Origin of the sequence: Ihubacter massiliensis (assembly GCF_024125305.1) — a bacterium.
GTDB classification, from domain to species: Bacteria; Bacillota; Clostridia; order Peptostreptococcales; family Anaerovoracaceae; genus Hominibacterium; species Hominibacterium faecale.
This window is the reverse complement of sequence record NZ_JAMXVH010000001.1, coordinates 128488-142984: the sequence shown is the minus strand read 5'-3', so window position 1 is coordinate 142984 and position 14497 is coordinate 128488. Positions and strand designations below refer to the sequence as shown.

Here is a 14497-nt window from a genome sequence, read left to right as displayed (position 1 = left end):
TTCACCTTTTTCTGCTATTTGTAAGTTCCTTTTTTTGAAGTCCTTTTTACTTGGCAAACATTACTGTACGACGAAGTATAGCTCTTTTTGCCAATTTTATCATAGGCTTTTACTTTATAGTAATAACGTTTCTTTTTTAGTTTATAATCGGTAAAGGAAGTCTTGTTTCCTTTTATAGTCTTAATCTTTTTATATTTCCCGTTTTGCTTTTCCGCTCGATAAACAAAGTAACCGTCGGCGCCGCTTACTTTCTTCCAGCTTAGCTTAGCTTTCTTTCCGCGAAGCCCCTTTGTTTTCAACAACGGCCGTTTCGGTACCGCCTTCGCCTTAACCGGTTTACTCCATTTGGATTCAACCGCGGGTTTAATTCGATAATAATAGGTCTGGCCCGCCTTTACCTTCTTATCGGTCCATTGGGCATTTTTATAGCCGTTAAGATATTGTCCCACATATGTGTATTTCCCATTGGTACTGCTGGAACGGTATACATAAAAATGATTTTGCGCTGTATCCGATGTCCATGCAAGCTTGACTGCCTTGGCACCTTGCGTATCAATTTGGATTTGTTTTGGCGCATATTTGCTGCGTTCAGCTTCTGCCGCCGTATATTCCCAAGGCGGGATTTGATTGCCGGTGAAATCTTTCACAACAACCGTTACCCCTTTACTGTCATCTCCTTCGATACGTCGCGTGCCGCTGTCCCGATAGGGCCTGACTTGGTAGTTGTAGATTGTGCCCAGTGCGATGCTCAGATCATTGTAACTTGTCCGTACCGTTTCTCCCACCTTTTCATAAGCGCCGTTTTTTTCTTTTCGGTAGACCGCATATCCTTTGGCATCCGTCTGTTTATCCCATTTCAAGTTGACCGTACCATTCCTATCCTGATATCCAGTCAAAGAATTGACCGTCCAGACGGTCCCCAGATTGACAAACTTCCAGGTAATCATCTCCGCCGGTGTCCATCGATAGCCGTACACGGTAAAAACATTGTAATCCATGCCGCTGAAAGCACTCTCGTCAACCTCCCTTAGGGACTGAGGAAGCGTTATGATCCGCAGCTTATCACAAAACCCAAACGCATTATAGGCGATGGACTTAGCGCCTTCGTGAACCGTCACTTCGGTGAGATTTTTACATCCATAGAAAGAAAACTGATCGATCGCTTCGATTCCCTCCGGTATATTCATTTTCATCAAGCTTTCGCATCCTTGAAAGACCATTTCATCCCATTGTTCCATCTGCTGGGGAAGCACGATCTTTTCCAAATCACGGCAACCGGAAAAAGCGATACGTCCCAGTTTCTTTGTGGATTCAGGAAGAATAACTTCTTTTAAGGATTTGCAGAACTGAAACGCACCTTCGCCCACTGATTGAACTTCATTTTCAATCACCACTTCCGCCAGCAGATCGCAGTCGGAAAAACACATAGGCGGTATTTCTTTCAAATTGCTGGGCAGGACTACTTTTTTCAGGTTTTTGCATTTGTAAAAGGCGCCTCGCCCAATATCAGAAACGCTTTCCGGAAGCGTTTCTGTCTCCATGGCGCAACCCCAAAAGGCATGGTTACCAATGGTTTCTAGGTTCTGCGGCCAGTTAATCGTTTTTAAATTGGCGCATCTGATAAAAGCCGCGGATTCGATCGCTGTGATAGAGTCAGGAAGCTCGACCTGCTCAAGGGCAGCGCAATCTGAAAAAGCTCTTTCTCCAATGGAAGTTACCGCGCTCCCCTCGACCTCCGCCGGAACTACCGCCTTCGTCACCCCTTTATCGCAATCGACAATGGCGCCGCTGTTCCGGTCAAAATAGATACTTCCTCCTTCAACCGGTATTAGCGTTTTCTCAGCCGCGTCGGCGGAACTGGTCCCCAGAGCGAAGAACATCAGAATCGAAAAAAGAAAAACTCCTATAAAGCTCACATTTAATCGTTTCATTGTAACACCTCAATACACACAAAGCCCATAACTGCTATCTACATTGTACCATGGCCCCCGCCTGAAAGCCAACAAAAAAGAGATGTGATCTCTCACATCTCTTTTATTATGCTTAACGATTTATGTAAGCTTATTTTGTGGAAGCGTCATACAGCGCTTCTGCGTTATCCCACTCTTCGATGATCTGCGGGATTACCTTGTACAGGTCGCCTACGATTCCGTAGTCCGCAACTTCGAAGATCGGAGCATCCGGATCCTTGTTGATCGCAACAATGATGTCGGAAGTCTGCATACCTGCCAGATGCTGGATAGCACCGGAGATACCACATGCAAAATAGATTTTCGGCTTAACGGTTGTACCGGTCTGTCCTACCTGGTGGGAGTGATCAATCCAGCCAGCATCAACAGCTGCTCTGGAAGAACCAACAACTCCGCCAACCTTGTCAGCGAACTTTTTGATCAGTTCGAATCCGGAAGGATCGCCCAGGCCTCTTCCGCCGGAGCAGATGATTTCAGCGTCAGTCAGGGAAACCAGTTCCTTAGCGGACTTAACGATGTCAACCAGCTTGATGTGAATGTCGCTTTCAGCAATCTGAGGTTTGTAAACAGTCAGTTCGCCTTTTGCGCCTTCAACCTTATCTCTCTTCTGCATTACGCCAGGTCTTACTGTGGACATCTGCGGTCTTGTCTTCGGGCAGATGATGGTAGCCATCAGGTTACCGCCGAATGCCGGACGAGTCTGCTTGATTCCAGTGGAAGGATCGGTCGGATCCAGTGTGGATGTGTCCAGAGTGGTGCTCTTGTTCGCGTAGTCAATGTAGCTGGAAACTCTGATGTCCAGTCTTGTACAGTCAGCAGTCAGACCAGTGTTCATTCTTGCAGCTACTCTTGGAGCCAGGTCTCTACCGATGTGAGTAGCGCCGTAGATAACCAGTTCCGGTTTGTATTCGTTGCAAGCGTCAACCAATACCTTGGTGTACGCATCTGTTGTGTAGTTCTTGAGAAGCGGATCCTCGATGAGGATAACTTCTTCTGCGCCGTAAGCGTAGCATTCTTCAGCCAGGTGGCCGATGCCGTCACCGATGAGAACTGCGCAGATTTTTGTATCTTCGCTGATTTCTTTTGCGAGTCTGTAGCCTTCGCCGATCAGTTCCAGAGCAACGTTCATCAGTTTGCCGTTTCTCTGTTCTGCGAATACCCATACGTTCTTGTAAGCGGAAAGGTCAACAACTTCGTCATCGCCAGTTTTTTCGATGGCCTTGAACGGGCAGGCGTCGATACACTGGTTACAAGCTGTACACTTATCGTTGATTACAGCAAGTTTGCCTTCCATGTCGATCGCATCGAACGGGCAAGCTTTCAGACATAATTTGCAGCCTTTACATTTATCTTTTATAACTTGAATAGCCATTATTATTTCCTCCTCCTTCTTAGATTACATGTTTGCCCTTGAGACCGATCAGCAGGTTCTTGGCAAGATCTTTTTCTGTATCTCCTTCAACGATTACACCTTTTCCCTTGGGCTTCGGTGTAAAGGAACGGAATACGTTTGTCGGGGAAGCATCCAGACCTACTGTGGTCAGGTCAACTTCAATGTCCTTTGCGTTCCAAACTTTGATTTCTTTTTCTTTATCGAAGATACCCTTCATGTACATGTATCTTGGAGTGTTCAGTTCTTTGATCGCGGTCAGCATGCAAGGAGTCTGGATATCGATTACTTCGTACCCATCTTCCAGAGCTCTTTCAACTCTGATATCTTTTTTGTTGTCTGCGATTTCAAATTTCTGTACATACGTAACCTGAGGCAGACCCAGTTTTTCAGCCAGCTGCGGACCAACCTGAGCCGTGTCTCCGTCGATCGCCTGACGTCCGGCGAAAATCAGATCGAAATCGCCGATCTTCTTAACGGCTGCCGCGATTGCGTTGGAAGTAGCCCATGTGTCGGAACCGCCTACGGCTCTGTCACTGATCAGGATACCTTCATCAGCTCCCATAGCCAGACATTCGATCAGCAGATCCTGTGCCTGCGGAGGTCCCATTGTTACTACTGTGATATGTACATCATCAAACTTATCTTTTATCTTTAATGCTTCTTCTAAAGCGTTTGCGTCGTCGTGGTTTAAGATACTGGGAACACCATCTCTCATCAACGTACCTGTTTCAGGGTTGATTCTGATTTCGTTTGTATCAGGAACCTGTTTTGCGCATACGATTATTTTAAATGCCATTTTTTAATCCTCCCTCTTTATTATTTGCCCAGAACGGATGCAGCGATTACGATCTTCTGAACTTCTGAAGTTCCTTCGTAGATCTCTGTAATCTTAGCGTCTCTCATCATTCTTTCAACCGGATAATCCTTGGTGTATCCGTAGCCGCCGTGCAGCTGTACACACTTCGTTGTTACATACATAGCTGTTTCAGCAGCAAACAGTTTTGCCATCGCGGATTTCGGTCCATAATTCAGGTGCTTATCCTTCATGTCGGCAGCCTGATAAATCAGAAGTCTGGAGGCTTCGATTCTGGTTGCCATTTCAGCAATGTCAAATCTCAGAGCTTCCATTTCGGATAACTTTTTGCCGAACTGTTTTCTGGCTTTCATATAATCAACGGTTACATCCAGCGCGCCCTGTGCGATACCCAGAGCCTGGGAAGCGATACCGATACGTCCGCCGTCCAGTGTGGACATGGCAACTTTGAAGCCCTGTCCGATTTCTCCCAGCAGTCTGTCTTTCGGGATTCTGCAGTTCTGGAAAATCAGCTCTGTTGTGGAGGATGCGCAGATGCCCAGTTTGTCCTCAGTCTTACCGATGGAGAATCCTTCGTCACCTTTTTCTACGATAAACGCGGAAATTCCTCTTGTTCCCTTTGACTTGTCAGTCATAGCCATTACTACAAATGTATCAGCGTATCCGCCGTTTGTAATGAATACTTTGGATCCGTTCAGAACCCACTGATCGCCTTCCAGGATTGCTCTTGTCTGCTGTCCTGCAGCATCTGTACCCGCACCAGGTTCAGTCAGTCCGAATGCGCCTAATTTTCTGCCGGAGAGAAGGTCAGGAAGATATTTTTTCTTCTGTTCTTCATTTCCCCAGTTAAAAATCGGCCAGCAGCACAGGGAAGTGTGTGCGGAGCAGATAACGCCTGTAGATGCACAGACTCTTGACAGTTCCTCAACTGTGATCGCATAGGAGATGTGGTCTCCACCAGCTCCTTCGTATTCTGTAGGGAACGGTACGCCCAGCAGGCCGTATTTTGCCATTTTCTCTACAGTTTCAACTGGAAATCTGTGTTCCTGGTCGATGTCGGCTGCCAACGGTTCAACTTCGTTAGTAGCAAACTCTCTTACCATTTTTCTTACGAATTCTTGTTCCTTCGTGAGTTGAAAGTTCATGTAAATGCCTCCTTAAATTATTAATAACGGTACGTTTTTTGTCTATTAAAATTGTCCGCGTTTTAATAGTCAACTTCGTTACAAAAGTAACGACCATACATTCCTATTAGACCATATTGCGTTCATTATTGCAAGTGGTTTTTTTACTTTCCGTAAAATATTTATCAAGGATTCAAATACGGTTTTGAATATTCAGATTCTTCCCTCATTTTCCTTGCAATTCTAACCTTTAGCATGGTAAAATATATGTAAGTCTTTATAGCCATATGTATTAAGGAGGGTTATATGAAAAAAAGAGCAAAACTGATCGTTGCATTTTTAACATTGTCTTTAGTGATGGCCTGTTTCGCAGGTTGCGGCAGCAGTAACAGTGAAGAGGAGCCAAAAGAAACCACTGCGGCAGCAGTAACCGTGCCAGAGGAAGTACAGGCAGTCAAAGACAAAGTTACTGGTCTTGCGGAAAAGTACGCAAAGAAACTAGATGGCGACTGGGGCGACCAGCAAGTTGCTTTACTGGAATCAAAGGAAGGAGAAAAGTACAAAGACTACAAAGACATGAAAGCTGTTCTTGACAGCTATAGAGAAGAGAGCGGAGCATATTATATATATGCCCTGTATCCAACGGATCTTGAAAATGTGGATTCCAAACCATTTATGATCACGGTAGACGGTTCGGAGGATCCTGACCCTTACGGTGAGGAGTATGAGTGGGAAATTCAATTCCAGGAGGCCTGGAAAGGCTCTCCGGCGGCAGCCCGGTCTGCATGGGCAGATGATGAGGAAGGAAAAGACCTCTGCTGGTCCGCATTTGCACCATTCCATGACAGTGAAGGAAACATCGTTGGAATTCTAGGAGTTGACTACCCTGCACCGGAAATTCTCGACTTTCCTGAGTGGAACCGGGATTCCGATCAGTGGAATAAAATTGAAGAATAAACGTTATATCTAGTCGAGGATCATAGAAGATCATATGCAAACAGTAATCAAAAGAGACTGCTGCACGAGGTTCGCGCTCAGTCTCTTTTGTTAAGGAAGGTAACATTATGAAAGAAACAGAAATATCCATATTGAAAGACCGTTTACCATTTTGGAATCGATTATCTTCAGAGGAAAAGCTTCTATTATCTCAGAATGCTGTATCTGTCCTCTATGATAAACATACGGCAATTCACACTGCTGATTTTGAATGTATCGGGATTCTCCTGGTCAAAAGCGGCACGCTTCGCGTCTATATGCTTTCCGAAGACGGAAAGGAAATCACCCTTTACCGCATTTCTTCAGGGGACGTGTGCATCCTTTCCGCAGCTTGTGTCTTGCAGGCGATTACCTTTGATGTGTGCATCGATGCCGTGTCGGACTGTGACGTAATCCAAATCAGTTCCGCTGCCTTTTCAAAGGTAATGGGAGAAAACGTTTACGCGGAGGCATTCGCTTATAAGCTGGCAACGGAACGGTTTTCCGATGTAATGTGGGCCATGCAGCAAATCCTTTTTATGAGTTTTGATCGGCGGCTGGCTACCTTTTTGATCGATGAATCTGCCGCGCAGGGCTCTGAGTCCATCAAGATGACCCATGAGGAAATTGCCCGTATGATGGGCAGCGCCAGAGAAGTGGTCACCCGCATGCTGAAGTATTTTTCGTCGGAGGGCTGGGTTGAGCTTTCGCGGGGAATGGTAAAAATTCGAGACCGAGAAAAACTGATGGAAATAATTTGATCGGATTGACTGGGCAGGCTGGCGGCGGCCCAGCCATTCATCACCCCGACGATCCAACAGCTCATTTCCCCCGGCAGCCCAAACGTGCATTTCCCTCCCCGACCGTCATGCCTTAAGGCAGACGATCGGGAAAACACCGTTTTTATATAAACAGATTTACATCGGACTTTTCCGCATCCCCCAGATAGCTGGCAACCCCAGCCAGTTCTACCCCATCGATCAGCTCTTCTTCCCGAATCCCCATCACATCCATGGACATGGTACAGGCGACCAGCTTCACCCCGTTGTCCATCGCCTGCCGCATCAATGTTTCCAAAGAATCCACATGCTTCTCCTTCATAACGCTGCGCATCATCTTCGTACCCATACCGCCCATATTCATTTTCGATAATTTGAGTTTTTCTGTTCCCCTGGGCATCATCGCACCGAACATCTTTTCAACAAAGGATTTTTTCACCGGCTGCTTTTCCCGTTTTCTCAGGATATTCAGCCCCCAGAAGGTGAAGAACATCGTTACCGGCCGCCCCATAGCTGCTGCACCGTTGGCAATAATGAAGGATGCCAACGCCTTATCCAGATCCCCGCTGAACACCACCATCGTCTTGCCGTCGCCGCCTTTTTGTTCCTGCGGCGCCGGGCAGCAGCAATCCCCGCCTTTTCGAATATATACCAGATTTTCCTTGCCCTGCTTCTCCGTTTTCACCAGCGTATTCTGCGTTCGTTCGCACCAAGCGGCAATATCCCTGGCAAAGCCCAAGTCCGTAGCCGAAACCTTCAAAAGCTCCCCATCCTCCATCTGGGCAATAGCTTCATTGACTTTCATGATGGGGCCAGGACACTGAAGACCGCAGCAATCAACGATTTTCATCTCTCTGCCCTCCGGCTCTTCAGGCGGTTGTTCCCTGGCTGGTTCTTCTCTCCACTCCCCTTTATCGTGCATGGATTTGTAAAAAGTCGTTCCGCCTTCCAGAACCTGTACATTGGTAAACCCTTTTTCCATTAAGATTCTAGCTCCGTTGTAAGACCGCACCCCCACAGAGCAGTAAACGATGATTCGTTTTGTTTGATCCAGCTCATCCAGACGGCCGCGCAACTGACCAAGCGGAATATGATAAGAGCCTGGTATCTGGAAAACCATTCGCTCCGTGTCTTCTGTCACGTCCAAGATCATATAGTCCTCCCCGGCCGGTTCTGCCAAAAGATGATCCAGCTCATCCGGGCCTACGAAAGATACCAGACCGTCCAGCACATTTTGAGCCGTAAAGCCCAGCATGTTAACCGGATCCTTTGCCGAGGAATAGGGAGGCGCATAGGCCAGCTCCAGTTTTTCCAAATCTGAAACATCTGCCCCAAGGCGCATTGCCGCAGCAATGACATCGATTCGCTTATCCGCTCCCTCCTGGCCTACGGCCTGGGCTCCGAATAGCTCCCCGTTTTTACCAAAGATCAGCTTTAATGTGAGAGGTACTGCGCCCGGATAATAAGCGGCATGGGACTTCTGATTAATGATGATCGAGTGATAGTCCGCGCCCTTTTGCTTTCCCATGGCTTTCAGCGTCTTTTCGTTGACGCCCGTGCAGGCTGCCGTCAGATCAAAAACTTGAGCTACCGACGTGCCTTGGGTTCCCTCATAAATTTTATGATCTCCGGCGATATTATCGGCGCAGATCCGGGCCTGTTTGTTGGCCGGACCGGCAAGGGGCACCATGGTCTGTGTCCCCAGGGTAAAGTTCTCCACTTCGATCACATCTCCCACCGCGTAAATATTCGGGTCGGAGGTGTGGAGTTCTCCATCTACCTTGATCCCCCCTTTTTCATTGAGCAAAAGGCCGGCCTCTTTTGCCAGTTCACTATTGGGGCGCACACCTATGGACAAAATGATCAAATCCGCAGAAAGGCTCCGGCCGCTGCCCAGCTGTATTGTTGTGCTTCCTTCCGATTCCTCAAAAGAACGGACACCGTCGCCCAAAATCAGATCTACATGATTCATAGTCATGTTTTCGTGCAGGAGCTGGGCCATCTCCCGATCCAGCGGCGCCATGACCTGATCCTGCATTTCAATCAGGCTTACATGTATCCCCTGGGCACTGAGGTTTTCCGCCATTTCCAGCCCGATAAACCCTCCGCCGATAACCGCGGCCCGTTTTGGCTTCTTCTCCTGAATCAAGGTTTTAATCATATCCGTGTCCGGAACCGTCCAAAGAGTATGGATATTGGCTCCATCGATTCCCGGGATAGGAGGCTTGATCGGCGATGATCCCGCGGCGATGACCAGAGTATCGTAAGACTCTTGGTAGGTCCTCCCTCCCTGCAATTCCTTTACCTCTACCAGTTTCTTTTCTGGCATGATTCTAATTACTTCTGAAGAAATTCTTACATCAACATTGAACTTTTCCTTCATTGCCTGAGGCGTTTGCAGCAGCAGTACATCCCGTTCTTTGATGGCGCCGCCGATGTAGTAAGGCAGCCCGCAGTTGGCATAAGAGATGTATTCTCCACGTTCAAAGATAACGATCTCCATGGATTCATCCCGTCTTCTCAGCCTGGCGGCTGCAGTGGCTCCGCCGGCAACTCCCCCTATAATAACTGTTTTCTTAGCCATAATAAAAACCTCACAATCTTTCTTTGTGAGGTCATTATATCGTTTCCTACACCTGATTTCTGTGACCGGATCACACAAGTCAAGTTTTTTTCTGATCAGCCTCTTGCACCGCCAGCTCCGCATCCAGCTTTGGCACAATCGCTCCTTCCTCCACCAGCTTGATAAAACGATCCGTCAATCTGGGGTCGAACTGTCTGCCTCTTTGACGCTTCAGTTCTTCCAGCGCATACTCAACAGTGTAGGGTTCTTTGTAAGAACGCATAGAAACCATGGCGTCAAAAGAATCTGCTATGCATAAAATCCTTGCCGACATTGGAATGTCTTCACCGGATATCTTTCTCGGATACCCCTGACCGTCATATCGTTCGTGATGCCCAATGACCGCCGGAATAACATAGTCCAGAGAAGGAAGGTGGCGGATAATTCCAACCGAACTTTCCACATGACCTTTCATGATTTCGTACTCTTCATCGTTCAGCTTGCCGGGCTTATTGAGAATATCCTCCCGAATGCCGATTTTGCCAATGTCATGAAGCAGCCCGGCTTCCCGGATCAGTTCCACAAAATCATCTCCCATATCATAGGCTTCTGCCAGACGGGAAGCATAGTAAGCTACATTCTTTGAATGACTGAAAGTATAATGATCTTTGGTGTCGATGGCTGCGGTAAGCGCATAAATCGTCGGCGCGTATTCAGAGTAAATCCCCTGTTTATATTCGCTGCTGTCCACGTTATCCTCTTCACGAGAATTACTCATACTTTCATGAGCAAGGAGAATCGCGTTCTTACCCCGCCGTTTGACCTGATAGACCGCCATATCCGCATTTTCAACCAGTTCTTTGACGCTGCCGGCACCATATGGATATGAGCTGATCCCTCCGCTGACGGTCAGCACCTTAAGCGCATAGTCTTGCTCAGCCTTGTTCATCTCCATAATCTGCCTGCGAATGTTTTCCGCTAAATTACTGGCAGACAGCATATCGTATCCCGGCAAAATAATCGCAAATTCCTTTCCGCTGTATCTGGAGATGTAACCATTGTTACCCACGCTGGCCGCAATGATCCTCGCTACCCGCTGAAGGGCCAGATCTCCTTCCCGGTCTCCGTACAACTGATTGTACAATTTGAAATCATCCAGATTTAGGATGATTAACGCCAGTGACCGGTCTTTGTTTTTCTCAAATTCATCTTCCAGAACCTGATAAAAATATTTCCGATTCAGCAGCCCCGTCAAATCATCGGTCCTTGCTTCCTGGTACACCTTTTCATAAAGTCTGGAGTTTTTCACTGCAATGGCACCTATAGAACTGATAGAAGTAAGGAAACTAATATCGTCATAAGTAAACCGGGCGTGAGGATCCCTTGCAGCTGTTCCTATTAAACCGATCAATGTATCGCCGTCCTTGAGCGGCGCAAACATGTGAATACCCAAATTATGAATTTGCTTCTTTTCCTCCTCCCACATGGCCTTGTAAGCCGTCAGGCATTGGAACTCTTCCATCAGCAGGCATTCATTGTGTTGTCTGAGATAAACGATCACTGGATTGCTTTTATCCAATGACACGGTCTTATCATCCAAGGGGCTGGCGCTGTAGGCAATATGATAGGATCCCTCTTCTCCATTCTCAATAAAAATGTAGACTTTTTCAGCATCCAGTGTCTGCTGGACCGTACGAGTAACCTTTTCCAGTACTTGATGGATTTCCAGGCTGCAAGAAATCGCTTTGCTGAATTCTTTCAGGGTTTCTGATCTGGTGATTTCTTCCTTGATAAAAACCGTGTCCACAAATTTTTTCATGATATAGTACAGCAAGAAGGTAAATAAGGTAAACAGAATCGCCGTAATCAGCACATAGCTGTCCTCATACTGTCCAAGAATTCTCCTGATCAAGCGTTCCAGCGGCCTGATCGCATTGGCAAACAACAGAATTGCGATTACAAACACAGCCACATAGCAGCTGCCTTTTGATACCAGAAGCGTCAATTTGAAGAGACGCCTTCTGTACATTGCATAAAACATACAGCAAACCATCAAAAGCGCCGACAGCACATCAATGGGAAAACCTTCAAATAGGGGAAGGCACAAGCAGGCCTGTCCTAGAAAAACACCGACAATACCGATCAAAATCGGTGTCAGCTGGCGCTTGCGAATTTCATCGGTCTTATAGCCCCTCAGCATAATGATAAACATATGGATCAGAACCGCGCCGCATACAAGGAATAGAACCGTCACGCTCCATGTAACTTGATACACAAATTGCACTTGCCCGCCCGGGTGCTCTACGCTCAGAGGTGCCTCTAAAAAGAGTCCCGTAAAGATATTGATGATGTTAACCGCCAGAGAAAGCGTTAGCCATAGAGGACGCAGCTTTGATTTTTTCGCTCCGACAAATGCTTCCATAAAGCAAAAGAAGGCAAATGGCATCATCAGCAAGCCGAAAATAGAGACATCATACCAAAGCTTTTCACCGGGCCAAAATTGCATGCGCATACAAAATGAGCCACCCACCCAGAGGACGCCCAAAATCAAAACCATGATGAAGGCATCGTTGAGTTTGGTCTTTTTTGCTGCAATAAAAGCAAACAGCAGCAGCAGATAGCAGCAGAGAGCAATGATGGGAATGAACACAAAACTATTCATATCGGATCCCCTCCTTTTGCACTGCATATCTGGATGTCTGGAGCTGCAAAAGCTCCTTGATCTCATAGGTGGAAGGATTGATTTTCCTAATTTTCTTTTTGTATCGATTCTCGTATTCCGCCAAGGTGCCGCATTTCAATATGGTGATTTGGAGCGGATCCATGCCCAGGATCATTTTCAAATCCTTGTAATCATGGTCCACATATTTAAAATACACGGTCAAATGTTCCTTGAGAATTTCTTTCCCTACAGCCTGGCTGGCCAGGCTATCGGCGGCAAGCTCCACATAAACGTGCATCAAAGGCTTTTTGTTTTCATTGTACTCCTTGGACGCAAACCAGCCTGCGATATCCAGCCCCGACAGATCGACCACAGTCTGAATGGCGCTTTCTGTGATCCTGGTAAATCCTGCGATATCGATCACATCGGACACTCGGTCAATATACTGAAACCTTGGGATTTTCGTCTGATCTTCGCTGTTTTCCAGGCCCATACAACGGTAAACATCGCCGACCCGATAGCGCATAAAAGCCCCGCCTTTTAATACAGAAATGACGATTTCATACTTTTCTCCTGGCTGCACCTCATCCATCAAATAAGTTTTGGGCTGATAGGCTTTGTCCTCCATGTTTTTCAGCATTTCCGATTCGGGAATGAATTCATAAAAACAGGTATCCGGAAAAAAGTACATACCTTCCCTTGTCCATGTTTCGGTACCAATGCAGGAAGGCTCTGTGCCCGCAAACAGCTCCATGGGTCGGACGCCCCATAATTCTTCCAGTTCATCTTTGTAGCAATGATTATCCGTACCGGCAACCATGAAGCCCTTTAAATCGAAAATGTCCTTGGGCATCAGCGCTCTGCCCTCTCGCTTGCAAATCCGCTTGGCTTTCAAATAGCGCAGAAGGATTCTGGGGGAAAGGGAAACGATCGAGCTGCCCTTTTTTCCCGAACTGCCGCTTGTCATCTTGGAAAGTGTCTGACTGACGAAATAGGCAACGCTTCCCAAGCCGAAGAAATAGTCGATTCCTTTTGACATTCCCAGCTTAAATCCCTTTTTGTTCCGCTCCGAAAAGGATAGACGCTCCGCTTCCTCCACAGGAGGCAGGAATTCGATGCTGACTTCATCGTGAAGCGCCCGGGGAAACAGTCCCGTGGCATAAGGAAGCGGCGCCAGCCCATAAAGAAAGGTATCTGTCGCTTTGACATCAAATTTTTTCTTTTCCGTACTTGTGGATAAGATCATGCATGCCAGTACATTATTTTTATATGTGTTGAGCATGCTCTGGGTGTAAGGGGCAACCTTAACCGGGTGTTTTCCCCCTTCCCAGGTGGTCTGTATCCAAATGATCGGATCGCCGGGCAGCATGCTGCTCTGTTTTTGAAGCAGCACGTCCGCGTAGTCCTCGTAAGTGGTCAGCGGGAAGCTCTCCCGCAGTTCTTCAATCGAATGGATCCGCCGGCCCTTCAGAAGCCTTTTTCCCAGTTCCGAATTTCCCCAAAGAAACAGCTGCTCTTCCATGAGACGCTTCTGCATTCCCATGTACTCGCTGATGTTCAGATCCAGGAATCCGCAATATTCATTCCAGATTTCCTCTGAACGTTTCTTCTTAAGTTTTTCCTCAAATTTCATACATGCTTCTTTCCTGCTGCGATTGTATTAAAGCAGCGCTTCCCACTTTTCACCGTAGGGATCAAAAATGGGACTTCCTCTTTATAACTGCTATAATCACCAAAATACTTCGGAAACGTCCACATGTCCTGCATAATGACATACAGTACATTACATACACTAAAAACTACACTGCCCCGGATCATCGGCGCCGTCGGCATCGCCAGCGCGAAGCAGGCATACATGCCGATAAACCAGAGCACGCCGGGATGTCTGCACAAGGCATACACCCCCTCTGAATAAACCTTAGGCCGGCTATTCTCCCGAATATAGGTGGGTTGAAAGGGAAGGGCAAAGAACAGCGTATAGACAAGCAGCGCCAAAAACACTGCCGCCAAAGCCAGGAGCACCACCTGCCTGACCCTGCCGCTGACTTCTTCCGACCATCCAGCTGCGAACATCATCGCCGTAGCAATGATCAGCAGCACAAATCCCACAAAGAAAGCCGGCTTTATCAGTTTTTTTTGAAACCTTACAGAATTAAGATCATAAATCACAAACAACACGAAAGCGCCCAGCCCCGTTATGATACATGCACCGCTCAT

General features: G+C 47.1%; 10 protein-coding genes. 2 read left to right on the top strand and 8 right to left on the bottom strand.

Annotated features, from left to right (window positions below; genetic code table 11):
• Positions 1 to 14: 14 nt before the first annotated feature.
• The 4 genes from NIA71_RS00670 to NIA71_RS00655 all read right to left on the bottom strand — a co-directional run bounded on the left by NIA71_RS00670 (position 15) and on the right by NIA71_RS00655 (position 5322).
• The gene (locus NIA71_RS00670; RefSeq protein ID WP_253019365.1) at positions 15 to 1931 is read right to left on the bottom strand and encodes a leucine-rich repeat protein; all 1917 of its coding nucleotides are present in this window, start codon (positions 1929 to 1931) and stop codon (positions 15 to 17) included.
• A gap of 130 nt (positions 1932 to 2061) precedes the next feature.
• Positions 2062 to 3342 carry an electron transfer flavoprotein subunit alpha gene (locus NIA71_RS00665; RefSeq protein WP_148396684.1) on the bottom strand — a complete coding sequence of 427 codons (1281 nt, stop codon included), beginning with the start codon at positions 3340 to 3342 and terminating at the stop codon, positions 2062 to 2064.
• A gap of 19 nt (positions 3343 to 3361) precedes the next feature.
• Positions 3362 to 4159, bottom strand: coding sequence for an electron transfer flavoprotein subunit beta (gene etfB / locus NIA71_RS00660; RefSeq protein WP_148396685.1), 798 nt, complete (start codon positions 4157 to 4159; stop codon positions 3362 to 3364).
• A 20-nt stretch (positions 4160 to 4179) separates the two neighbouring features.
• A complete protein-coding gene (locus NIA71_RS00655; protein WP_148396686.1) occupies positions 4180 to 5322 on the bottom strand; it encodes an acyl-CoA dehydrogenase in 1143 nt (380 codons plus the stop codon).
• Positions 5323 to 5607: 285 nt separating this feature from the next.
• Between NIA71_RS00655 and NIA71_RS00650 the strand changes: the two genes are divergently transcribed.
• A complete protein-coding gene (locus NIA71_RS00650) occupies positions 5608 to 6258 on the top strand; it encodes a hypothetical protein (RefSeq protein WP_148396687.1) in 651 nt (216 codons plus the stop codon).
• Between the two features lie 107 nt (positions 6259 to 6365).
• Entirely contained in the window at positions 6366 to 7037 is a 672-nt protein-coding gene (locus tag NIA71_RS00645; protein WP_148396688.1) for a Crp/Fnr family transcriptional regulator, read from the top strand.
• Between the two features lie 142 nt (positions 7038 to 7179).
• Here the strand turns inward: NIA71_RS00645 and NIA71_RS00640 are convergent, their stop codons facing one another.
• From NIA71_RS00640 to NIA71_RS00625, 4 genes are all read right to left on the bottom strand, one after another.
• A complete protein-coding gene (locus NIA71_RS00640) occupies positions 7180 to 9639 on the bottom strand; it encodes a DsrE/DsrF/DrsH-like family protein (protein WP_253019364.1) in 2460 nt (819 codons plus the stop codon).
• A 79-nt stretch (positions 9640 to 9718) separates the two neighbouring features.
• A complete protein-coding gene (locus NIA71_RS00635) occupies positions 9719 to 12280 on the bottom strand; it encodes a diguanylate cyclase domain-containing protein (protein ID WP_253019363.1) in 2562 nt (853 codons plus the stop codon).
• Positions 12273 to 13913, bottom strand: coding sequence for a GH3 family domain-containing protein (locus NIA71_RS00630; protein ID WP_148396691.1), 1641 nt, complete (start codon positions 13911 to 13913; stop codon positions 12273 to 12275). The genes NIA71_RS00635 and NIA71_RS00630 overlap by 8 nt, the downstream gene beginning before the upstream one ends.
• Entirely contained in the window at positions 13910 to 14497 is a 588-nt protein-coding gene (locus NIA71_RS00625; protein ID WP_148396692.1) for a hypothetical protein, read from the bottom strand. The genes NIA71_RS00630 and NIA71_RS00625 overlap by 4 nt, the downstream gene beginning before the upstream one ends.